Genomic DNA, 20,648 nt, shown 5'->3' with positions numbered 1-20,648 from the left:
GCCCCTGAGGGGTCTGCATCGACTTGGGTGCGCTGCCCCCCATGCGCGCCCCAGACCGTCCGGATGCTCCTTGTGCGCAGCGCGGGCTTCGAGCGCGAGACAATGGACGAGATGAACCGTCGTCTTGCCCCCGCGATGTTCGCCATCACGGCGATCGCCTACATGGTCGCTGTCACGCAGCGCTCGTCACTCGGGGTCGCTGGGGTTCTCGCGAGCGAGCGCTTCGACGTCGGGGCGACCGCCCTCTCCACACTGGCCGTCGCGCAGCTCGCAGTGTATGCAGCCCTGCAGATCCCCGTCGGCATGCTGCTCGACAGGTTCGGCCCATCACGACTCATCCTCGCGGGCGCGCTCCTGATGTCCGCCGGGCAGTTCGTCGTCGCTGTGGCACCGGACCTTGGTGTCGCCGTGGTCGGGCGGATGCTCGTCGGGGCTGGGGATGCGACGACATTCGTCTCTGGGCTGCGAATCATCGCCGCCTGGTTCCCGCCGCGACGGGTGCCGATCTTCGTGCAGTGGTATGGCAATCTGGGCCAGCTCGGGCAGGTGCTCTCCGCGATCCCGTTCGGCTTCCTGCTGCGCTCCACCTCCTGGACCCCCGCGTTCCTCTCCGTGGCGAGCCTGGCCTGTATCACCGCGATCGCCGTCGCCGTCTTCCTGCGAGACAGTCCTGACCTTCGCCGCGCGGGGGAGGCCATCAGCGTTCGGGGTGTTTTGGGGAAGGTCGGTCAGGCTGTGCGTCGTCCGGGCACGCGGCTGGGCTTCTGGGCGCACTTCACCACGCAGTTCCCGGGAACGGTGTTCGGGCTCCTCTGGGGATACCCGCTCATGACGCAAGGGCTCGGGCTCGAATCAGCGGTCGCGTCGTCCTTGTTGCCGGTCATCGTTGTCGCGGGGATGATTCTCGGCCCGTTCCTCGGAGTGCTGACCGGCCGCTACCCGCTTCGGCGCTCGAACCTCGTCCTGCTCTGCGCTCTGCTCATCATGGCCGTCTGGGGTGCGATGCTCCTGTGGCCCGGCACGCCCCCGCTGTGGCTGCTTGTGCTCTTGTTGGTCGTGATGGGGATCGGCGGGTCGGGGTCGGCCATTGGGTTCGACTACGCGCGCACCTTCAACCCCGCCTCGAGCCTCGGTTCCGCATCCGGCATCGTCAACGTGGGCGGTTTCGTCGCCAGCTTTACGACGATGTTCCTCATCGGCATCGCGCTTGACGCGCTTGGTATCGGGGTCGCGGCCCAGGTGGAGTGGGCGCAGTACAAGCTCGCGTTTTGGGTGATCCCGGCCGTGATGCTCGTTGGGCTCGTGGGGCTGCTGCTGAGCCGCCGCCGAACTCGCGGTCGGATGGCGCGGGACGAGGGAATAATCATCGACCCCATTTGGGTTGCTGTAGGCAGGAGATGGTTCGGGTCGGGCAGGCGCGGGATGTGAATCCACGGCGTCGATCCAGAGTTTCGACGGAAACCGTGCCATAATCGACGGATGGACCCTGCGGGTCTGCCTTTGTGCAGACTTGACAAGGGCCTTCCTTATGCCCGCACCGTGACGAGAGGGGTCTGAACATGGCGACACGCACGGGAGCTACCACGGCGACTGCAGATGCAACCGAGGAAGTCAAGAAGGCGCCGGCGCGCAAGCGCGCGACGCCGGTGAAGAAGGCGAGCGCCGAGGCAGGCGCGGCCGTCGACGCCGAGAGCACCACCGACGACGCCGCGGCGGCGAAGAAGCCCGCCGCGAAGCGCGCGCCGGCCAAGCGCAAGACCGCCGCCGCGGACGACGGGGCTGGCAAGGCCGCGCCGCGAAAGCGCGCGGCTGCGAAGAAGAAGGCCGAGGGTGACGAGCCCGAAGACGAGGTCGAGGTCGAGATCGACGAGATCGAAGTGGACGCCGACTCGGCGGACGCGGCTGACTCCGACGACGACGCCGTGAAGCCCGCCGATCCGAAGGACGCGAAGGCAGACGCCGAGAAGGCACGCGTGCAGGGAGCCATCGTCCTCACGCCGAGCGACGACGAGGAAGAGACCCCGGTCTATTCCGCGGCCATCACTGGCGCGACCGCTGACCCGGTCAAGGACTACCTGAAGCAGATCGGAAAGGTCGCGCTGCTGAACGCGGCCGAGGAAGTCGACCTCGCCATGCGCATCGAGGCTGGCCTCTTCGCCGCCGAGAAGCTGAAGGAGCAAGAGGGCGAGCTCGACAAGCAGCTCGTTCGTGAGCTCAAGTGGGTCGCCCGTGACGGCGATCGCGCCAAGAGCCACCTGCTGGGAGCCAACCTCCGACTCGTCGTGAGCCTGGCGAAGCGGTACACCGGCCGCGGCATGCAGTTCCTGGATCTCATCCAGGAGGGGAATATGGGCCTTATCCGCGCTGTCGAGAAGTTCGACTACACGAAGGGCTTCAAGTTCTCCACGTACGCCACCTGGTGGATTCGGCAGGCAATCACCCGTGCGATGGCCGACCAGGCACGCACGATCCGCATCCCCGTGCACATGGTCGAGGTCATCAACAAGCTCGCGCGCGTCCAGCGGCAGATGCTGCAAGACCTCGGCCGCGAGCCCACGCCGGAAGAGCTCGCCAAGGAGCTCGACATGACGCCGGAGAAGGTCGTGGAGGTGCAGAAGTACGGTCGCGAGCCGATCTCGCTCCACACCCCGCTCGGCGAGGATGGCGACAGCGAGTTCGGTGACCTCATCGAGGACACCGAGGCAGTGGTCCCTGCGGACGCCGTCAGCTTCACGATGCTGCAGCGTCAGCTGGAGTCCCTCCTCGACTCGCTCGCGGAGCGGGAGGCAGGCGTGATCCGCATGCGCTTTGGTCTCGGAGACGGCATGCCGAAGACGCTCGACCAGATCGGCGACACGTTCGGCGTGACGCGCGAGCGCATCCGTCAGATCGAATCGAAGACGATGGCCAAGCTGCGCCACCCGTCTCGCTCACAGTCACTGCGCGACTACCTCGAGTAACGAGGACCGCCGACGAAACGGCTGAACGACGAAGGCCCGGATGCAATCGCATCCGGGCCTTCGTCGTTCGCGGCGTTGTCGGCGGGTCGAACTCGTCGTAGGCGGTTACTCCGCGGACTGGCCTGCTGCGGCCTTCTCGCCGTGCAGGCGCGAGGTCTCGTCGTGCCACGCGACGGCCTGCTGGCGCAGCTTCTCCTCGTGGCGTGTCGCGTGGTGGGCGCAGAAGAGGAGTTCTCCGGCGCTCAGCTGGACGCGGACGTATGCCTGGGCTCCGCACGCGTCGCAACGGTCTGTTGCGGCGATGGGCGCCGAGTCGGTGCGCAGGGCCGTTGTGCTCTCCGTCATGATGCCTCCAAAGCTTCAGTGATCTGACGATCACGACAATTAGAGCACGCGGACCGGAATCGTGTGCGCTTTGCGGGGTCAGGTTCGCCCTGCGCGTAGCACTGGCCCGACGGCATGACGACAGAGGCCGTGCTGGATGGCCGTGAGATACTGGCCGCGGTCGGCGAGACCGGGGTCTCTCGTCGTGTCGACGGATGCGCAGACGTTGCGCGGAAACAGGAGTGTGCATGGGTGGCAAGCTGCGGCGAATGGTCGCCGTCGGTCTCGGACGGAGCGCGCGCGGAGCGATGCGTCTCCGCGGAGGTGGCTCCGCAGTGCCGGGCAGAGTGGCGCTGGCCATCTCTCCGGACTTCCTCGAGACGGCAGTGGCGAAGCTCCCGCTGGGCGTCATCTTCGTCTCAGGTTCGAACGGTAAGTCGACGACGACGCACTTCCTGACCAGGATGCTGCGGCGTCACGGCCTCAGGGTGTTCACAAACTCCTCGGGCGGCAACCTGCCCCAGGGCATCGCGTCCTCCATGCTCCCTGACGTCGATGTCAACGGGAACCTCCGCGCTGACATCGCCGTGCTCGAGGTGGACGAGGCCTATGGGCCGCGCCTGCTCCGGCACCTTCATCCGCGGGGTGTGCTGCTGCTGAACGTGCAGGTCGACCAACTGAATCGCTTCTACGATCCTTCTCGGGTCACAGAGTTCCTGCGCACCATCGCAGCCGCCTGCGGCGACTTCAGCGTGCTGAACGCCGACGACGCATCCCTGCGGAGCCTTCCACCGTCGCTCGAGGCGCCGGCGGTCTGGTTTGGAGTCGCGCCGGAGCTCATCGAGCAGTCCCCGAACGGACTGTCGAACTTCGATGACATCTCGGCGGCCAGCGTCGAGGTCGCAGCGGGCGACCGAGCCGTGCAGGTCGTGGCGCTGAACGGCAGGGATGCGACGCTTCGCATCGGTGAAGAGGAGCTGTCCATCCGCCTTCCCGCTCGCGGCCTGCACTACGCGCTCGACGCGGCGGGTGCGACCGCGACCGCACAGCGCATCCTCGGCGACTCGTTCGTACCTGCGCTCGTCGCGGAGGCGCTGGGAGAGTCGCAGACGGTCTACGGCCGCGGCGAGGTCATGAGCGTGCGCGGCGAGGACATCGAGATCATCATGATGAAGAACCCGCCGAGCCTGCAGATGAACCTTGATGCGCTTGAGGAAGCACCTGAGCAGGTCTTCTTCTCCGTCGACGAGGGCACACCAGACCCGTCGTGGATCTTCGGCGCCGATCTGAGCAGACTCGACCACGTCGACGTCGTCTCCGGCACGAAGGCCTGGCAGATCGCCGCCAGGCTCGGCTACGGCGACATCCGGGTCGGGCTCGTGGAGCCGAGCCTTGGCGAGGCCCTCGAGAAGTTCCTGGCGCTCCCGAAGCCCAGCAGGGGCATGAAGACGATGATCGTGAACTACGAGCAGATGATGTCGATCCGTCGGCGACTCGGGCAATCCGGCATCGAGGGGAAGGTCAACTCATGAAGCTGCGGATCGCGCACCTCTACCCGGTCGAACTCGGCATCAACGGAGACGTCGGGAATGTGACCGTGCTCGCCAAGCGCGCGAGAGCTAGGGGACTGGACGTCGAGGTCGTCAATGTTGGGCGGGGAGCTGAGGCCCTCCCGGGTGACCTCGATCTGTTGCATGTCGGCTCGGGACCGCTCGCCGCAGTGCAGACGGTGCAGGCGGATGCGCTTCGCCACGCGACCCAGCTTCGCGACCTCACTGAGGAGGGGCTTCCCCTGCTCGCCATCGGCGGCGGCTGGGAGTTGCTCGGCACGAGCATCACCCACGACGACGGGGAGCTCGAGGGACTCGGTGTCTTCGGCTCGCGAGCGGTGCGAGAACCCTCGCAGAGTGTTGCTGAAACGGTCGTACGGACCGACAACGGCTTGCTGGCGGGCTTCGCCAATCACAACGCGGTGACAACCCTCGACACCGGTGTGAAGGCGCTCGGCGACGTCGTGCGAGGTTTCGGCAACGGCGGATCCGGGGCTGAGAACGCGGGAGCTGAGGGCGTCAGGCATGCTGCGTCGATCGGAACGCACCTGCATGGCCCGGTGCTCGCGTTGAACCCGAGTCTCGCCGATCAGCTCATCGAGGTCGCTGTCGAGCGTCGGGATGCCGACCGCTCGCTGGGAGACGGCGGCGAGGAGCTCGCCCGTCTCGACCTGTGGTCGCGGAACGCCAGGCAGGCGCTCATGCGTCGTATCGGCGTGTCCGTCCCGGCGTCCTAACCCGTGGTGGGGGCGGTGACGTCCCCACCAACGCATCGGTCTCAGGCGCCGGAGTAGCTCCTGGTCACACGGCCGGTGAGCCCCGTGACGATCTCGTCGCCCACCGTCTCGCCCCAGATCGCCCATTGCTCCGCGGTGGCCTCGCCGGACGAGCCGTCGCCGAACACGATGCACTCGCTGCCGGCGCCGACGGCTCCGGCTCCGCTCGGGAGGGCGACGACGGTCTCATCGACGCCGACCTCGATGACAGGGGCGGCGTGACCGTCGACCACGACGTAGGCTCCCGCATCCGGATCCGACTGGATGCCGTCTCCGAAACCGATCGCGATGCTGGCCAGCCCGTGGCGGGCATCCAGGACCGGCGCTCGGAGCTGCATCGCGGGCCGCAGTCCAAGGTCAGCGGCGCTGCGGTCGCCAAACGGTGAGATGCCGTAGGCGGCGATGCCAACGCGCACCAGATCGAAGTGGGCCTCCGGGAGGTCGATCACGGCGGCGCTGGCGCCGAGGTGCAGCAGCTCGAACTGCGCACCGAGCGCGCGCGCCTCGTCGACGGCCGCGTTGAAGCGCGCCGTCGACTCGAGGTCAGCGCTGTGCGACGTGTCGGAGAGGTGGCTCCACGCGGCGACCACCTCGAGCTTGCCCGCAGCCTGCAGGCGCAGAGCCTCGGACACGAACTCCGCCCAGCGCGGCTGGTCTGCGCCACCGCGATGCAGCCCGGTGTCGATCTTCAGGTGCACTCTGGGGCGGACGCGAGGCGCGCTGGCGGCGATCGCCTCGAGCTGCCAGAACGTCTGCACCCCCAAGTCGACTCGTGCCTCAGCCGCCGCAGCGAAGTCGGTGTCCTGGCCGTGCATCCACGCGAAGAGGGGGACTTCCACGCCCGCTTCGCGCAGCTCGATGCCGGCGTTCGGCTCGAGGACGCCGAACCAAGACGCCCCCGCGGCGAGGCCGGTGCGCACGGCTTCGTGCAGGCCGTGCCCGTACGCGTTCGACTTGACTGCCAGCATGAGCTCTGCACGGGGCGCGAGGGCGTGCAGCGTTCTGAGGTTGTGGTCGATGGCGTCGAGGTCCACGTGCGCGATGGCGGGACTCATGTGTAGCTCCGTTCAAATCGCGGGCTCATTCGGCTGGCGATGGCAGAAGCCCTGAGCCCCGTGGCGTGCTGCCAGTCGAGGATGCTCGGCTCGCCGACCGCCGGGTCGCCGAACAGGACGGCCAGGTCGCCGGGCGCGACGTCTGCGCCGAGGAGGTCGACCGAGAACTGGTCCATCGAGATGGCGCCGACGATCGTTCGCGTCTGGCCGCCGATGAGGACGGGGGCGGTGTTGGATGCGCGTCGCACGACCCCGTGGGCGTAGCCGACCCCGACGAGGGCGAGCTGCGTTCGCGTGGTCGTAACGTAGCTGTAGCCGTAGGAGACGCCTTCGCCGGCCTCCACGTCCTTCACCGCAAGCACTTCAGCGCTGACACGCATGGCGGGCCGATAGGCGCGATCGCTGAGGCCGAAGAGCGAGCCGCCCGAGATCTTGTCGGAGCTGACTGCGTCTGCGCCCAGCGTCCTCGTGCGTAGGTGCGACAGGGACGTCTGGTCGAGTTCTGGGGAGACGATGAAGCCCGCGAAGCCGACGCCGTCGAGTGCCTCGGCGACGCGGATCGCGCCATGCCCGTAGGCGTCTGCCCGAAGATCGGCGTAACTCGCGGTCTCCGACCCGAGCAGCCGGGTCGCGTTTTCGCGGATCGCTCGTAGATCGATGTGGATGCGTCTGCGCACCGGCTCTGGAGTCTGCACGTCGTGCCCTCTCTGGTCGTCGCTGGGCGTGGTCAGGCTAACATCGGCCCTTTGGTCGCTCGCTGAGGCGCGCGTGCGGCCAGCCTGGTGTGGGAGCGCGGCCAAACCGAACAACCCGTCTACGCTGAGAGGTGGCCTGTCGCCGTCTGGCGGCGGTGCCGAGCTCATCCGCATGACAACGCAGAAGAAGGACGTGGACCTCGGTGGCGAATTCCGGAGACGCATACTCAGCCAGACACCTCTCGGTGCTCGACGGGCTCGATGCAGTTCGGAAAAGGCCCGGTATGTACATCGGGTCGACAGACTCCCGAGGCCTGATGCACTGCCTGTGGGAGATCATCGACAATTCGGTGGATGAGGCGCTCGCCGGTCATGGCTCGCGCATTCGCGTCCAGCTGCACGGTGACGGCTCCGTCAGCGTCGAGGACGACGGACGCGGCGTCCCGGTCGACATTGAGCCTAAGACCGGCCTCAGCGGCGTCGAGGTTGTGTTCACGAAGTTGCACGCCGGCGGCAAGTTCGGCGCGAGCAACTACGGCTCGGCGGGTGGCCTGCACGGCGTCGGGGCATCGGTCGTGAATGCGCTCTCCGCACGTCTCGACGTCGAGGTGGACCGTGGCGGCAAGACCTACGCCATGAGCTTCCGCCGCGGGGAGCCTGGCATCTTCGAAGACGACGCATCTGGCCCGAGCCCGAGCTCGACTTTCGTTCCGTTCACCGACACCAGTGAGCTTCGGGTCATCGGCAAGGCCAAACGCGGCGTCACCGGCACGCGTGTGCGCTACTGGGCCGACCCGCAGGTCTTCATTCGCGAGGCGAGTTTCCAGACCAACGACCTTGCGGAGCGGGCGCGGCAGACGGCGTTCCTCGTGCCAGGCCTCGAGATGGTGATCGAGGATGCGCGCGACGAGTCGGCCGCGCCGACGACGCAGCAGTTCCGGTTCGACGGAGGCATCACGGAGTTCGCGGACTTCCTTGCTCCTGACGCACCGACGACGGACACGTGGCGGATCGAGGGCAGCGGTGAGTTCACCGAGACGATCCCCGTCCTCGACGACGAGGGGCTCCAGCTCGTGACGAAGGAGGTCGCGCGCACCATGCACGTCGACCTCGCCCTGCGCTGGGGCACCGGCTACGAGACGACGGTAAAGAGCTTCGTCAACATCATTTCGACGCCGAAGGGCGGTTCGCACCTCGCGGGCTTTGAGCAGGGGATGCTCCGGTTCTTCCGCGCCGAGGTCGAGAAGAACGCACGCCGGCTCAAAGCTGGCAACGACAAGCTCGACAAGGACGACGTCCTCGCCGGCCTCACCGCGGTCGTGACGGTGCGCATCCCGGAACCTCAGTTCGAGGGTCAGACGAAGGAAGTGCTTGGCACGCCCGCAGCTCGTGCCATCGTGCAGAAAGCGGTCAACGCCGGGCTGACGGAGAAGTTCGCATCGACGAAGCGGCAGGACAAGGCAGAGACGAATCTCCTGCTCGACAAGGTCGTGCAGGAGATGAAGTCTCGGCTCTCCGCGCGGGCGCACAAGGAGACGCAGCGCCGCAAGAACGCGCTCGAGAGCTCGTCGCTCCCGACGAAGCTTGTCGACTGCCGCTCGAACGACGTCGCGCAGAGCGAGCTCTTCATCGTCGAGGGAGATTCGGCGCTTGGGACCGCGAAGCCTGCCAGGAACTCCGAGTTCCAGGCGCTCCTGCCGATCCGAGGCAAGATTCTCAACGTGCAGAAGGCCTCTATCTCGGACATGCTGTCCAACTCTGAGTGCGCGTCGATCATCCAGGTCGTCGGAGCCGGATCGGGCAGGAGCTTCGATCTCGGCCAGGCGCGCTACGGCAAGGTCATCTTGATGAGCGACGCCGACGTCGACGGCGCGCACATCCGCACCCTCCTGCTCACGCTCTTTTTCCGGTACATGCGGCCGATGCTGGACGCAGGTCGTGTCTTCGCCGCGGTGCCGCCGCTGCACCGCGTGGTCATCATGCACGCCGGACGGAAGCCGAACGAGACCGTCTACACCTACTCCGAGAAGGAGCTGCACACACTTCTCTCCAAGCTCGAAAAGCAGGGCAAGCGGTACCAGGACCCCATCCAGCGCTACAAGGGCCTCGGTGAGATGGACGAGGACCAGCTTTGGAACACGACCATGGATCCGAGTGCGCGACTGCTGCGACGCGTCACGAATGCGGATGCGCACAATGCGGAGCGCGTCTTCGATCTCTTGATGGGCAGTGACGTGGCGCCGCGCAAGGAGTTCATCATCGACGGCTCCGAGCAGGTCGCGCGGGCAGATATCGACGTGTGATCCCCAGGTCGTGAAGAACGGAAGGCAGGCTCCCAGCGGAGCCTGCCTTCCGTCGTTCGCGTTGTAGCCGGTGAGTCTGCGCTGGCGCTCGCCTAGGCGGGGGACGTGTCCCCGTCGCCTGGCTCGCCACCGTCGGCACGCGGCTCGGCGAGCGGCGTCGGGTCCCCGATACCGCGCCCGATGAGGTCGACAACCTGATCAAGCGGCGTCCCGGACGCATCTCGCTTCGCGCCGCCAGGTGGCAGGGCGCGAACGGCACCGTCGCGCGCGTTGCCGAACGGCGTGCCCGGTCCGACCCATGCTGCACTGAGGCGGCGTTCACCGCGCAGGAGGCGCTGGGCCCGCACCCCTCCGGTCGCGCGCCCCTTCGCGGGGAACTCCCCGAGGCTCGAGACCTTCGCGGTTCCTGAGTCGGTGCCTTCGAGCGCATCCTCGTTGCGGGCAACGCTCGCGACCTCAGCGATCTCGAGGTTGGCCGCGGCGACCACCGAGAAGGCGATGACGACCGCGCCATCGCTGAGCTTCATGCCCGCCATGCCCGCCGCCGAGCGACCCTGGGGCCGAACGAGCTTGCCCGAGAAGCGGAGCAGCTGCGCGTCATCCGTGACGAACACAAGCTCATCCTCATCGGAGGCCAGCGCCGCGCCGACGACTTCGTCGCCAGCCTTGAGCGTCATGATCTCGAGTTCACGGTTCTTCCCGAAGTCGATCCCGGTCACACGCTTCACAACGCCGAGCCTGGTGCCCAGCGCGATGGGCGTCTCCTGATCGATCGGCACCAAGGCGACGACCTGCTCCTTCGGGGAGGTCAAGCCCACGAAGTCGTGCGCCTTCACGCCGGCAGACAGCAGCACAGAGCCCTGCGGGCTAGAGGGAAGCGCGACGACGGGAACCCTGAGCAGCCGGCCGAGGTTCGTGACGGCGCCAAGTTCGCCCTGGACGGTTGTTGTGACGTGCGAGCGAACAGCGTCGTGCTTGCTCCGCCTCGGTGGCTGCTGCAGGCGCGCTTCGGCCTCGGGGGTGTCGACGCGCAGCAGGCGCCCCGTCGTCGACAGCAGCACCTGGGTCGGGGAATCGGCGAGCTGCAACTGCGTTGTCTCGACCGCTTTGCCTCGCTTCGGGGGAGTGCCCTGTCCTTCGGTGAGGAGCGTGCGGCGCGGCGTCGCGAAGCGGTCGCTGGTCTCCTGGAGCTCCGCGCCGACGCGTGCACGCAGCAGCTTCTCGTCGGCAAGGAGCCGTTCGAGCTCGGCGATCTCTTGCCGAAGCTGGTCGCGCTCCGACTCGAGCTCGATGCGCGAGAACTTTGTGAGGCGACGCAGACGAAGCTCGAGGATGTACTCCGACTGCAGCTCGGACAGGTCGAAGACGATACGGAGGCGCTCACCGGCGGCTGCGGCGTCGTCGCTCGACCTGATGATCTGGATGACCTCGTCGATGTCGAGGATCGCGATGAGCAGCCCCTCGACCAGGTGAAGGCGCTCGAGCTTGCGAGCGAGACGGAACGCGCTGCGCCGACGCACAACCTGGATGCGGTGGTCGAGGTAGACGCGCAGCAGCTCGATGAGCCCGAGCGTCTGCGGACCGCCGTTGACGAGGGCCACGTTGTTGATGTGGAACATGTCCTCGAGCGGGGTGTGGCGATACAGCTGCTCGAGGACTGCCTCGGGGTCGAACCCGGTCTTGATCTCGATGACGAGGCGCAGCCCGTGCTTCCGATCGGTGAGGTCGGCGACGTCGCTGATGCCGGCGAGCTTCTTCGCCTGCACCCCGTCCTTGATCTTCTCGATGACCTTCTCCGGGCCCACCATGTAGGGGAGCTCGGTGACGACGATGCCTGACTTGCGTGCGGTGACGCGTTCGATGCTTGCCGTGGCGCGCGTGCGGAACGATCCGCGTCCGCCCGCGTAGGCGTCGCGGATGCCGTCGAGGCCGGTGATCCTCGCACCGGAGGGCAGGTCCGGCCCCGGGATGAACTGCATGATCTCGTCGAGGGTGGCCCCGGGATGCTCGAGCAGGTGCAGCGCGCCCGCGATGACTTCGCCGAGGTTGTGGGGCGCCATGTTCGTCGCCATGCCGACCGCGATGCCGCTGGCACCGTTGACCAGCAGATGCGGCCACGCCGCAGGCAGCACCTCGGGCTGGGTCGTCGAGTTGTCGTAGTTGGGCACGAAGTCGACGACGTCCTCGTCGAGCTCGGCGGTGAGCGCCAGCGCGGTGGCGTCGAGCCTCGCCTCCGTGTATCGCGGTGCGGCCGGCCCGTCGTCGAGCGATCCGAAGTTGCCGTGACCGTCGATCGTCGGCACACGCTGCACGAAGCCCTGTGCCATGCGGACGAGCGCGTCGTAGATCGCGGTGTCTCCGTGCGGGTGGAGGCGACCCATCACCTCGCCGACGACTCGGGCTGACTTCACGTGCCCACGATCGGGGCGCAGCCCCATCTCGGCCATCTGGTAGAGAATGCGGCGTTGGACGGGCTTGAGGCCGTCGCGCGCATCGGGCAGCGCCCGTGCGTAGATGACTGAGTAGGCGTACTCGAGGAAGGAGGACTGCATCTCGGCTGAGACGTCGATGTCTTCGATGCGCTGCTCGCTCGCGGTGGAGTCGTCGTTGCGTGTTGTGCTCATGTCACCTGTCGGAAGGCCGTGATCGATGTGGAAGCCAAGGGGCCAGGCGTCCCTGTGGGAGACTGGGACGGATGTCGTCCATGCTATTCAGCGCGGCGAGCGGTCGCCCGACGCTCTCCGACGTGTTGCCGAATTCGATCGCCGCGCTCCGGGGTGAAACCGGTGCGCTCGGACTCCCCGGGGTCCGTTCCGTCGTCGTCATGTTGGTCGACGGACTCGGGGCCAGCATGCTGCGCGCTCGCGCCGGCCACGCACGGCACCTCACGACGAACTGGCGGAAGAAGGACACTGCCTTCTCGTTCCCGTCGACGACGGTCGCCGGGATCACATCGCTCACGACCGCCACCAGGGCCGGCGAGCACGGACTGCTCGGGTACTCGCTGTTCGATCGCGAGGCCGGCGTGATCCGCAACCAGCTCTCGGGCTGGGGTGACGGCATGGACCCGGCGACGTGGCAGCTGCAGCGGACGGTCTTCGAGGAGCTGCGCGATGGCGGCGCAGACGTCGAGAGCATCGTCGTCGGCATGCCTCAGTACCGGGACTCGGGGCTGACGCACGCCTCGCTGCGCGGCGCACGCTACCTGGAGGGCGCCACGATGCAGGAACGTGTCGACGTGACCCTCGAGGCGCTCGAGGCGCATCCACGTGCGCTCATCTACCTGTACAACGCTGAACTCGACCAGGCAGGACACGCGCACGGCTGGGAGTCAGAGGCCTGGCTCGCGAGGCTCGAGGAACTCGACGCGGCGTTCAGCAGCCTCGACCGAGGCGTGGATGCTGCCACCGGCATCCTGGTCACCGCAGACCACGGCATGATCGACATCCCCAGGCATCGCCAGATCGATGTCGAAGATGACGACCCGCTCTTTGATGGCGTGGTCGCGATGGCGGGTGAGCCTCGACTCAGGCACCTCTACCTCGGGTCCGACTCGTCGTCGGCAGTCACGCCGGACGCGCTCAAGGCCCGATGGCAGGAGTCGCAGGGGTCGCGGGCCGCGGTACTCACCCGGGGGGAAGCCACCGCGACGGGCTGGTACGGACCGTCGGTCTCGCCAACTGCCGCGGAGCGCATCGGGGACGTCATCGTGGCGGCGACCAAGGGCGTCACCTACTACGCCTCGTCCATGCAATCGGGTGCCCGCCTGGTCATCGGACAGCACGGATCGATCACACCGGAGGAGACCATCGTTCCCCTGGTGCGGGCTGGAGCTTTCGCGCGCTGAGCGGTGCGCGCTGGTGACTACTCGTCGCTGCGGGTCCCGAAGACGATCTCGTCCCAGCTGGGCATGGCCGCACGTCCCGACCGCTTCGGGGACTGCTTCGCGTGCGCGGACTCCTCCGGGGCCTGCTTCGGCTCATCGAGCCCGTCCAGGGGCACGTCGACAGCCCTGACGCCGCCGGTCCCGAGGTCGCTCGGCTCGAGCGTCTCGGTTTCGAAGCGGTCTTCGTCGCGGCTCCGTGGGGTCAGCACCTTCACCGGGGTCGGCTCACGGTCGGCAGATGCGGAGGGTCCGTCCTCGAGTTGGGGTTCCTCGGTGTCGTTGTCCTCGTCTTCGAACGACTGCGGAACGCGCTCACCTCGGCGTCTGCGCAGCGCCTCAAGCAGGTCGGCCGTCTCATGGTGTTGCTGCTCGGTCGCGCGCTCGAGTCGGGATGCGGCGGCGCCGATCCAGGAGACCGGTTCCTTCGCTGCGGGCTCGCCCTGGGCAGAGGGCGACGTTTCGCGCTTGGACGTCTCGACGACGGCACGCAATCGGGGGCTCCCGAGCGAAGTGGGCTCACCCTGCTGAGACAGCGTCGTCGCGGTCGGATTCAGCGGTGTCAGGGCCTGCGTCTTGGGTTCGAAGCCCCAGAGCGCCTCGCGCGCGATCTCATCGACCGCGAACGACAGCCCGACTCGCCACCCTTCCTCCTCGTCCTTCCACGCATCCCAGATCACCGAGGTGGCGGCTGATGAGTCCAGCCGGTCGTCGATGACCTCGCCGAAGGTCGTGCCGTCCTGGCCCAGTGGGTCGGACTCCGTCTTCAGGCGGACCGTCACCGCCCGGGACTGACGGACGACGTAGTCGCGCTCGGCGCGCACCGGCCCCTCGAACCGGACCACGTCCTCGCGGGCGGCGCCGGTGAGCTCGATGACCTCGTCGATGCTCTTCCCGGCCCTCACAAGCTGCTGGATGGCCCGCGGTGGCACCTTAGGGGCGTCCACGCGCGTGGAGATGCGCGGACGCAGGGCGTCACGGAGCGCTTCGTCGATGACGACGCGGAAGCGCTGGCCGTCATCTCCGGACACGACGAGGGCACCTTCATCCAGGTCGATGAACCTGAGCTCTTGCATGCTCGTACTCCTTGGCGTTGCCGATTCTTGGGGCACAGCATCACACGTCGTCGCGGCGGAAACGGGGAGCCCTGGGGCGCGCCGCCCAAGTCAGGTGCGCATTTGGTCTCGCTCCCCGCGAACACAGGTCATTCCGGTTTGAGTTTCACCCCTGAGTCGTGCACAATTGCCGCGCCTGGGGGAGTTCCCCTCGTTGAAGAGATTTGGATAGGTATGGCGACCGACTACGACGCACCTCGCAAGACCGACGATGACGCAGAGTCCATCGAGGCGCTGAAGGAGCGAGTGCCGGATCGTCTCTCCGGCAGCGTTGACGCCGAAGATGCCGACAACCCCGGCAGCTTCGACCTCTCAGCGGCAGACCTCGCGGATGTTGAGCTCGAGACGGTGGTGATCCCGCCGCAGGCCGACGAGTTCACCTGCGTCGAGTGCTTCCTCGTCAAGCACCGCTCGCAGCTCGAGAAGACCTCTGCCCTCGGGCCCGTCTGCCACGACTGCGCAACCGCCTGACTCGAGGCGCACACACGAGCGAAGCCGCATCCGATTCGGATGCGGCTTCGCTCGTTTCTAGGGCGCGCGACGTTCAGTTCGCCTGGCGACGGTTGAGCGCTCGAGCCTCCGTGATCGCGGAGGCCAGCTCGGTCGGGCGGCGCGTGGAGACGAGCCAGTAGGGCACCGGGTCGGCGTCGTCGGTGATCTCGATAGTGAGCGAGGTGGGGATCCAACCGCGGATGCAGAGCCAGGCGCGCAGGTCGAGTTGCGGCCCCGCCGCCTGCCGCGCGCGTTCGCGCGTCGTGTGCGGGATGCACTGGCCGGTGAAGTTCAGTGGCACGTGGGCGCCGGCGACCCGCACCTGGGTCGCGGTCACCTCGATGATCGGTGAGTAGGCCAGGATGAGCGTGAGGAACGCCGCGTAGAGCGTCACCGCGATCGCCGCCCCGATCCAGAAGTTGATCGGCGTGAACACGAGGATCACTGCGGGCACCATGAGGAAGCCGACGGCGTAGACCCAGGCAGATGGCCACAAGCGCTCATGGAAAACTGGCATGCCGATATTGCATCACGCTTTCTCGTGCGTCGCTGTCAGATCACGATCCGGTCACGCCTCGGCTAGGCTCGTACGGTGAGCTTCGTCATAGATGTGCCCGTCGCCGGTGTCGTCCCAGCGTTCGCCCGGCCGGGCGATGCCGGGGCCGACCTGATCGCCTCCGAATCCGCGACCCTGGCCCCGGGCCAGCGTGCTGTCGTCGGCACCGGTGTGCGCCTTGCGCTGCCGGAGGGCACGGTCGGCTTCGTCATGCCACGTTCCGGGCTCGCCGCCAGGCACGGGATCACCCTCGTCAACGCACCAGGGACCATCGACTCCGGTTATCGAGGCGAGATCAAGGTGATCGTGCTCAACACCGATGCCACTGAGACCTACTCCATCGCACCTGGCGACCGCATCGCGCAGCTTGTCGTGATGCAGCTGGCTCCGGTGCGCTTCATCCAGACCGAGCAGCTCTCCGCTTCAGAGCGAGGCGAGGGCGGCTTCGGCTCCACCGGCTATTCATCTGACCAGGAGGCCCAGCATGGGACTGTTTGATTTCCTCAAGAAAGAGGAAGAGAAGCCTGAGAAGGCGGTCAAGCTCACGGTTGAGGACGAGCAGAGCGACGAGGTCGAACTCGACGAGGACCTCGAAGAGTTCGAGGACGAGGACGCGAAGTCGGCCCCGGCCGACCGTGAGACGCGCGGACCCTTCGACATCAGCGAGGCAAGCCCTGCGAAGCGCTACGTCGATCTCGGTGCGCTCCGCATCCCAGCGCGCGAGGGCCTCGGTCTGCGCCTCGAGGTCGAGGAGAAGACGAAGCGCTTGGTCGCCGTCGCGCTCGACTACCGGGAGTCGACGATGCAGATCCAAGCCTTCGCCGCGCCGCGGTCGACGGGCCTCTGGCACTCGATCATGGCGCAGCTCGCGGAGCAGGTTCGCAAACAGGGCGGCACTGCGGAGGAAGTCGACGGCATCCTCGGTCCGGTCCTGGACACCAAGATCCCCGTTGTCGTCAAGGGGGCGGCATCGACGCAGACCAGGTCGGCGCGCTTCTTCGGCGTCGACGGTCCACGCTGGTTCCTGCGCGGCGTGCTGACGGGGAAGGCCCTGCGTGATGAGGCCACCCGAGTCGAGCTGGTCGACCTGTTCAGGAGCGTCGTGGTGGTGCGCGGAGACGCGCCGCTGCCGCCGAGAGAGTTGCTGACGCTCGTGGTGCCGAAGGCCATGGCCGACCCGACGTCCAAGACCGCCACCGAGGATGCGGCTTCCGGGGAGGCCGAGAACGCATGACGCACTCCGCCGATGAGGCCGCCGACCAGGGCAAGACCCCATCGGATGCGCCCAACATGCGCAAGCTCGAGGATGTAGCCAGGTCCTCATCCCTCGGCCGCCTGACCGAGGGTGGCATTAGCGGCGCATCTCTGCTCGCGGCCATGGGCGGGGTCAGGGGCCTCGTGGAGACGCTCCTGCCTGGGATCGTGTTCCTCGTGCTCTTCACGCTCGGGACCGAGCTGTGGATCTCGGTCGCGGCCCCCGCCGCGCTCGGCGTCCTGTTCATCGTCATCAGGGCGATCCAGAGAGAGCCAGTCGTGCCCGCGATCTCCGGACTCATCGCACTCCTGATCTCCGGTGTTCTGGCCATGACGACCGGACGTGGTGAGAACTTCTACCTGGTCGGCTTCTACACCAATGCGGCCTACGGTGCCGCTCTGCTGATCTCAGTGCTCGTGCGGTGGCCGGTCATCGGTCTGGTGACGGGGCTCATCACGGGCCAGGGCTCGAGCTGGCGGAACGATCGAGCGTTGCTCCGCTGGATGTCGGTGATCACGCTCGTCTGGGTCGGGTTCTTCGCGCTCCGGCTCATCGTGCAGCTTCCGCTGTATTTTGCGGGCAACGTCGAGGCGCTCGGCATCGCGCGTCTGCTCATGGGAACCCCGATGTACGCCGTTGTGCTTGTGGTCACCGTGCTGTTCGTTCGTGCGCTACTGAGCGCTTCGCGGTCGGCGGAGCAGAGTGAACCAGGTAAAGTATCTTGATGTCAAGATAAAAGCGTCTCGATCAACTCAGGATCCCCTTCGAGGCAAGCCACGGCGAGACGCGAGATGATTGCTGGGCGCGGGCCGCGCACCCAGAGTTGCAAAGAAGGAGCCGAGACGTGACCGCAGTCAACAGCTTCGGAGCCAAAGACACGCTCAGTGTCGACGGCACCGAGTACGAGATCTTCCGCATCGACAAGGTTGAGGGCTTCGAGAAGCTCCCCTTCAGCCTCAAGGTTCTCCTCGAGAACCTCCTCCGCACCGAAGACGGCGCGAACGTGACCGCAGAGCAGATCCAGAAGCTCGGGTCGTGGGTGCCGACGGCAGACCCAGACACCGAGATCCAGTTCTCCCCGGCACGCGTCGTGCTGCAGGACTTCACCGGCGTTCCATGCATCGTCGACCTTGCGACCATGCGCGAGGCCGTGACCCAGCTCGGCGGAGACCCCGAGAAGGTCAACCCACTTGCACCGGCAGAGCTCGTCATCGACCACTCGGTCATCGCCGATCTCTTCGGTCAGGCTGACGCCCTCGAGCGCAACGTCGAGATCGAGTACCAGCGCAACGGAGAGCGCTACCAGTTCCTCCGCTGGGGCCAGACGGCGTTCGAGGACTTCAAGGTCGTCCCGCCTGGAACCGGCATCGTGCACCAGGTCAACATCGAGTACCTGGCTCGCGTGACCTTCGTCCGCGAGGTCGGCGGCGTGCTGCAGGCCTACCCGGACACGCTCGTCGGCACCGACTCGCACACCACAATGGTCAACGGCCTCGGCGTGCTGGGCTGGGGCGTCGGCGGTATCGAGGCAGAGGCGGCCATGCTCGGCCAGCCCGTCTCGATGCTCATTCCCAAGGTCGTCGGCTTCAAGCTCAAGGGACAGATCCCGATGGGCGTCACGGCCACGGACGTCGTGCTCACGATCACCGACCTCCTGCGCAAGCACGGCGTCGTCGGGAAGTTCGTGGAGTTCTACGGCGAGGGCGTCGGGGCTGTGCCGCTCGCCAACCGCGCAACCATCGGAAACATGAGCCCTGAGTTCGGCTCGACCGCCGCAATGTTCCCGATCGACGACGAGACCCTCAACTACCTGCGCCTCACGGGTCGCAGCGAAGAGCAGGTCAAGCTCGTGGAGGCGTACGCCAAGAAGCAGCACCTCTGGCACGACCCGAGCAAGGAGCCGTCGTACTCGGAGTACCTCGAGCTCGACCTGTCCACGGTCGTCCCGTCGATCGCCGGCCCTCGCCGCCCGCAGGACCGCATCGAACTCTCGAAGGCCAAGGGTCAGTTCGGCGCGGACCTCAACGACTACACCGCAGAGGACTTCGGTCTGGTCGACGTCGCAGGCGAGGACAGCTTCCCGGCCTCCGATCCGGCGAAGCTCACGCCGTCGTCCGACGACTCTGACATCCAGGAGCGTCAGACCGCCCCAACGTTCTCGCACGACCGCAAGCCGGTGCAGGTGCAGGGCGCTGACGGCCAGAACTACACGATCGATCACGGCTCCGTCGCGATCGCGGCCATCACGAGCTGCACAAACACGTCCAACCCTTCGGTCATGCTGGCTGCAGGTCTCCTCGCCAAGAAGGCGAGCGAGCGGGGACTCAAGGCGAAGCCGTGGGTGAAGACGACGCTCGCGCCCGGCTCGAAGGTGGTCACGAACTACTACGAGAAGGCCGGTCTCACCGACTCGCTTGAGGCGCTCGGCTTCTACACGGTCGGCTACGGCTGCACGACCTGCATCGGCAACTCGGGTCCTCTGAATGAGGAGATCTCCGAGGCGATCAACGACAACGACCTCGCCGTCACCGCAGTGCTGTCGGGGAACCGCAACTTCGAGGGTCGCATCAACCCTGACGTCAAGATGAACTACCTGGCGTCCCCGCCGCTGGTCATCGCGTACGCGCTCGCCGGCACGATGGACTTCGACTTCGAGACCCAGCCGCTCGGCAAGGACTCGGATGGCAAAGATGTCTTCCTGAGCGAGATCTGGCCTTCGGCAGACGAGGTGCAGTCGACGATCGACACGTCGATCGACACCGATATGTTCACGCGCGAGTACGGGGCCGTCTTCGACGGTGACGAGCGCTGGCGCTCGCTGCCGACGCCCACCGGCGCGACCTTCGAGTGGGACGACCAGTCGACGTACGTGCGGAAGCCCCCGTACTTCGACGGCATGGTCATGGAGCTCACGCCGATCACCGACATCAAGGGTGCTCGCGTGCTCGCGAAGCTCGGCGACTCGGTCACAACCGACCACATCAGCCCAGCCGGTTCGATCAAGGCGGACAGCCCCGCCGGTCGCTACCTCTCGGAGCACGGCGTCGACCGCAAGGACTTCAACTCCTACGGATCGCGCCGAGGCAACCACGAGATCATGATTCGCGGAACGTTCGCGAACATCCGCCTCAAGAACCAGCTCCTGGACGGCGTCGAGGGCGGCTACACGCGCGACTTCACGCAGGCCGATGGTCCGCAGTCGTTCATCTACGACGCCGCTCAGAACTACGCAGAGGCCGGAACGCCGCTCGTGGTGCTCGGCGGCAAGGAGTACGGCTCCGGTTCGTCCCGCGACTGGGCGGCAAAGGGAACCAGCCTCCTCGGCGTCCGCGCCGTGATCGTCGAGAGCTTCGAGCGCATCCACCGCTCGAACCTCATCGGCATGGGCGTCGTCCCGCTGCAGTTCCCCGCCGGTGAGAGCTGGGCATCGCTCGGGCTCGACGGCACCGAGTCGATCTCCATCCAGGGTATCGAGCAGCTCAACGAGGGCGTCACGCCAAAGACCGTGCACGTCGTCGCCGAGCCCACGTCCGACTCGCCCGAGGGCAAGCAGACGATCGAGTTCGACGCGGTCGTCCGCATCGACACGCCCGGTGAAGCCGACTACTACCGCAACGGCGGCATCCTGCAGTACGTGCTCCGCCAGCTTGCCACGGCATAGCAGACAGCACGCAACACCCGAAG

At 66.9% G+C, this 20,648-nt stretch carries 17 protein-coding genes; 11 read left to right on the top strand and 6 right to left on the bottom strand.

Annotated features, from left to right (window positions below):
* Positions 1 to 111: 111 nt before the first annotated feature.
* Positions 112 to 1,428 (top strand): MFS transporter, encoded by a 1,317-nt coding sequence (locus ACPYN9_RS03730; protein ID WP_424464014.1) that lies wholly within the window; start codon positions 112 to 114, stop codon positions 1,426 to 1,428.
* 131 nt (positions 1,429 to 1,559) lie between these two features.
* Positions 1,560 to 2,960, top strand: coding sequence for an RNA polymerase sigma factor (locus ACPYN9_RS03725; RefSeq protein WP_424464012.1), 1,401 nt, complete (start codon positions 1,560 to 1,562; stop codon positions 2,958 to 2,960).
* 105 nt (positions 2,961 to 3,065) lie between these two features.
* Here ACPYN9_RS03725 and ACPYN9_RS03720 read toward each other — a convergent pair whose 3' ends face one another.
* Positions 3,066 to 3,305, bottom strand: coding sequence for a DUF7455 domain-containing protein (locus ACPYN9_RS03720; RefSeq protein WP_424464010.1), 240 nt, complete (start codon positions 3,303 to 3,305; stop codon positions 3,066 to 3,068).
* 227 nt (positions 3,306 to 3,532) lie between these two features.
* Here ACPYN9_RS03720 and ACPYN9_RS03715 point away from each other — a divergent pair, with 227 nt between their 5' ends.
* Positions 3,533 to 4,816, top strand: coding sequence for a Mur ligase family protein (locus ACPYN9_RS03715; protein WP_424464008.1), 1,284 nt, complete (start codon positions 3,533 to 3,535; stop codon positions 4,814 to 4,816).
* The gene (locus ACPYN9_RS03710) at positions 4,813 to 5,571 is read left to right on the top strand and encodes a type 1 glutamine amidotransferase (protein ID WP_424464007.1); all 759 of its coding nucleotides are present in this window, start codon (positions 4,813 to 4,815) and stop codon (positions 5,569 to 5,571) included. Before ACPYN9_RS03715 ends, ACPYN9_RS03710 begins: the two co-directional genes overlap by 4 nt.
* A 41-nt stretch (positions 5,572 to 5,612) precedes the next feature.
* Here ACPYN9_RS03710 and ACPYN9_RS03705 read toward each other — a convergent pair whose 3' ends face one another.
* A complete protein-coding gene (locus tag ACPYN9_RS03705) occupies positions 5,613 to 6,665 on the bottom strand; it encodes an alanine racemase (RefSeq protein ID WP_424464005.1) in 1,053 nt (350 codons plus the stop codon).
* Positions 6,662 to 7,342 carry an alanine racemase C-terminal domain-containing protein gene (locus ACPYN9_RS03700; protein ID WP_424464003.1) on the bottom strand — a complete coding sequence of 227 codons (681 nt, stop codon included), beginning with the start codon at positions 7,340 to 7,342 and terminating at the stop codon, positions 6,662 to 6,664. The genes ACPYN9_RS03705 and ACPYN9_RS03700 overlap by 4 nt, the downstream gene beginning before the upstream one ends.
* A 221-nt stretch (positions 7,343 to 7,563) precedes the next feature.
* Here ACPYN9_RS03700 and ACPYN9_RS03695 point away from each other — a divergent pair, with 221 nt between their 5' ends.
* A complete protein-coding gene (locus ACPYN9_RS03695) occupies positions 7,564 to 9,663 on the top strand; it encodes a DNA gyrase/topoisomerase IV subunit B (RefSeq protein ID WP_424464002.1) in 2,100 nt (699 codons plus the stop codon).
* Positions 9,664 to 9,755: 92 nt separating this feature from the next.
* On the opposite strand, the gene ACPYN9_RS03690 is transcribed toward ACPYN9_RS03695, so the two are convergent.
* Positions 9,756 to 12,287 (bottom strand): DNA gyrase/topoisomerase IV subunit A, encoded by a 2,532-nt coding sequence (locus ACPYN9_RS03690; RefSeq protein WP_424464001.1) that lies wholly within the window; start codon positions 12,285 to 12,287, stop codon positions 9,756 to 9,758.
* Positions 12,288 to 12,358: 71 nt separating this feature from the next.
* Here ACPYN9_RS03690 and ACPYN9_RS03685 point away from each other — a divergent pair, with 71 nt between their 5' ends.
* On the top strand, positions 12,359 to 13,510 hold the full coding sequence (locus tag ACPYN9_RS03685; protein ID WP_424463999.1) for an alkaline phosphatase family protein: 1,152 nt from the start codon (positions 12,359 to 12,361) through the stop codon (positions 13,508 to 13,510).
* 17 nt (positions 13,511 to 13,527) lie between these two features.
* Here ACPYN9_RS03685 and sepH read toward each other — a convergent pair whose 3' ends face one another.
* Complete coding sequence (gene sepH, locus ACPYN9_RS03680) at positions 13,528 to 14,622, bottom strand: septation protein SepH (protein WP_424463998.1); 1,095 nt, start codon at positions 14,620 to 14,622, stop codon at positions 13,528 to 13,530.
* 213 nt (positions 14,623 to 14,835) lie between these two features.
* On the opposite strand from sepH, the gene ACPYN9_RS03675 reads away from it, so the two are divergent.
* Entirely contained in the window at positions 14,836 to 15,132 is a 297-nt protein-coding gene (locus tag ACPYN9_RS03675; protein ID WP_068483549.1) for a DUF4193 domain-containing protein, read from the top strand.
* 73 nt (positions 15,133 to 15,205) lie between these two features.
* On the opposite strand, the gene ACPYN9_RS03670 is transcribed toward ACPYN9_RS03675, so the two are convergent.
* Positions 15,206 to 15,670 carry a DUF3093 domain-containing protein gene (locus tag ACPYN9_RS03670; protein ID WP_424463996.1) on the bottom strand — a complete coding sequence of 155 codons (465 nt, stop codon included), beginning with the start codon at positions 15,668 to 15,670 and terminating at the stop codon, positions 15,206 to 15,208.
* A 75-nt stretch (positions 15,671 to 15,745) separates the two neighbouring features.
* Between ACPYN9_RS03670 and dut the strand changes: the two genes are divergently transcribed.
* The 4 genes from dut (at position 15,746) to acnA (ending at position 20,625) form a co-directional block, all read left to right on the top strand.
* Entirely contained in the window at positions 15,746 to 16,207 is a 462-nt protein-coding gene (dut, locus tag ACPYN9_RS03665; protein WP_424463994.1) for a dUTP diphosphatase, read from the top strand.
* On the top strand, positions 16,194 to 16,943 hold the full coding sequence (locus ACPYN9_RS03660) for a DUF3710 domain-containing protein (protein WP_424463992.1): 750 nt from the start codon (positions 16,194 to 16,196) through the stop codon (positions 16,941 to 16,943). Before dut ends, ACPYN9_RS03660 begins: the two co-directional genes overlap by 14 nt.
* The gene (locus ACPYN9_RS03655) at positions 16,940 to 17,689 is read left to right on the top strand and encodes a DUF3159 domain-containing protein (RefSeq protein ID WP_424463991.1); all 750 of its coding nucleotides are present in this window, start codon (positions 16,940 to 16,942) and stop codon (positions 17,687 to 17,689) included. The genes ACPYN9_RS03660 and ACPYN9_RS03655 overlap by 4 nt, the downstream gene beginning before the upstream one ends.
* Positions 17,690 to 17,808: 119 nt before the next feature.
* Positions 17,809 to 20,625 carry an aconitate hydratase AcnA gene (gene acnA, locus ACPYN9_RS03650; RefSeq protein WP_424463989.1) on the top strand — a complete coding sequence of 939 codons (2,817 nt, stop codon included), beginning with the start codon at positions 17,809 to 17,811 and terminating at the stop codon, positions 20,623 to 20,625.
* The last annotated feature ends 23 nt before the right edge of the window (positions 20,626 to 20,648 follow it).

The organism is Pseudoclavibacter helvolus (genome assembly GCF_049707175.1).
GTDB classification, from domain to species: domain Bacteria; phylum Actinomycetota; class Actinomycetes; order Actinomycetales; family Microbacteriaceae; genus Pseudoclavibacter; species Pseudoclavibacter helvolus_A.
The sequence above is the reverse complement of the archived record's forward strand: the minus strand, read 5'-3'. Positions and strand labels throughout refer to the sequence as shown.

Excerpts from the sequence above, each read along its gene's own strand:
- sepH (WP_424463998.1), bottom strand. The coding sequence starts at position 14,622 with ATGCAAGAGCTCAGGTTCATCGACCTGGATGAAGGTGCCCTCGTCGTG.
- ACPYN9_RS03725 (WP_424464012.1), top strand. The coding sequence starts at position 1,560 with ATGGCGACACGCACGGGAGCTACCACGGCGACTGCAGATGCAACCGAG.
- ACPYN9_RS03675 (WP_068483549.1), top strand. The coding sequence starts at position 14,836 with ATGGCGACCGACTACGACGCACCTCGCAAGACCGACGATGACGCAGAG.
- ACPYN9_RS03730 (WP_424464014.1), top strand. The coding sequence starts at position 112 with ATGAACCGTCGTCTTGCCCCCGCGATGTTCGCCATCACGGCGATCGCC.
- ACPYN9_RS03690 (WP_424464001.1), bottom strand. The coding sequence starts at position 12,287 with ATGAGCACAACACGCAACGACGACTCCACCGCGAGCGAGCAGCGCATC.
- ACPYN9_RS03720 (WP_424464010.1), bottom strand. The coding sequence starts at position 3,305 with ATGACGGAGAGCACAACGGCCCTGCGCACCGACTCGGCGCCCATCGCC.
- ACPYN9_RS03715 (WP_424464008.1), top strand. The coding sequence starts at position 3,533 with ATGGGTGGCAAGCTGCGGCGAATGGTCGCCGTCGGTCTCGGACGGAGC.
- ACPYN9_RS03710 (WP_424464007.1), top strand. The coding sequence starts at position 4,813 with ATGAAGCTGCGGATCGCGCACCTCTACCCGGTCGAACTCGGCATCAAC.
- ACPYN9_RS03670 (WP_424463996.1), bottom strand. The coding sequence starts at position 15,670 with ATGCCAGTTTTCCATGAGCGCTTGTGGCCATCTGCCTGGGTCTACGCC.
- ACPYN9_RS03660 (WP_424463992.1), top strand. The coding sequence starts at position 16,194 with ATGGGACTGTTTGATTTCCTCAAGAAAGAGGAAGAGAAGCCTGAGAAG.
- ACPYN9_RS03705 (WP_424464005.1), bottom strand. The coding sequence starts at position 6,665 with ATGAGTCCCGCCATCGCGCACGTGGACCTCGACGCCATCGACCACAAC.
- ACPYN9_RS03685 (WP_424463999.1), top strand. The coding sequence starts at position 12,359 with ATGTCGTCCATGCTATTCAGCGCGGCGAGCGGTCGCCCGACGCTCTCC.
- ACPYN9_RS03655 (WP_424463991.1), top strand. The coding sequence starts at position 16,940 with ATGACGCACTCCGCCGATGAGGCCGCCGACCAGGGCAAGACCCCATCG.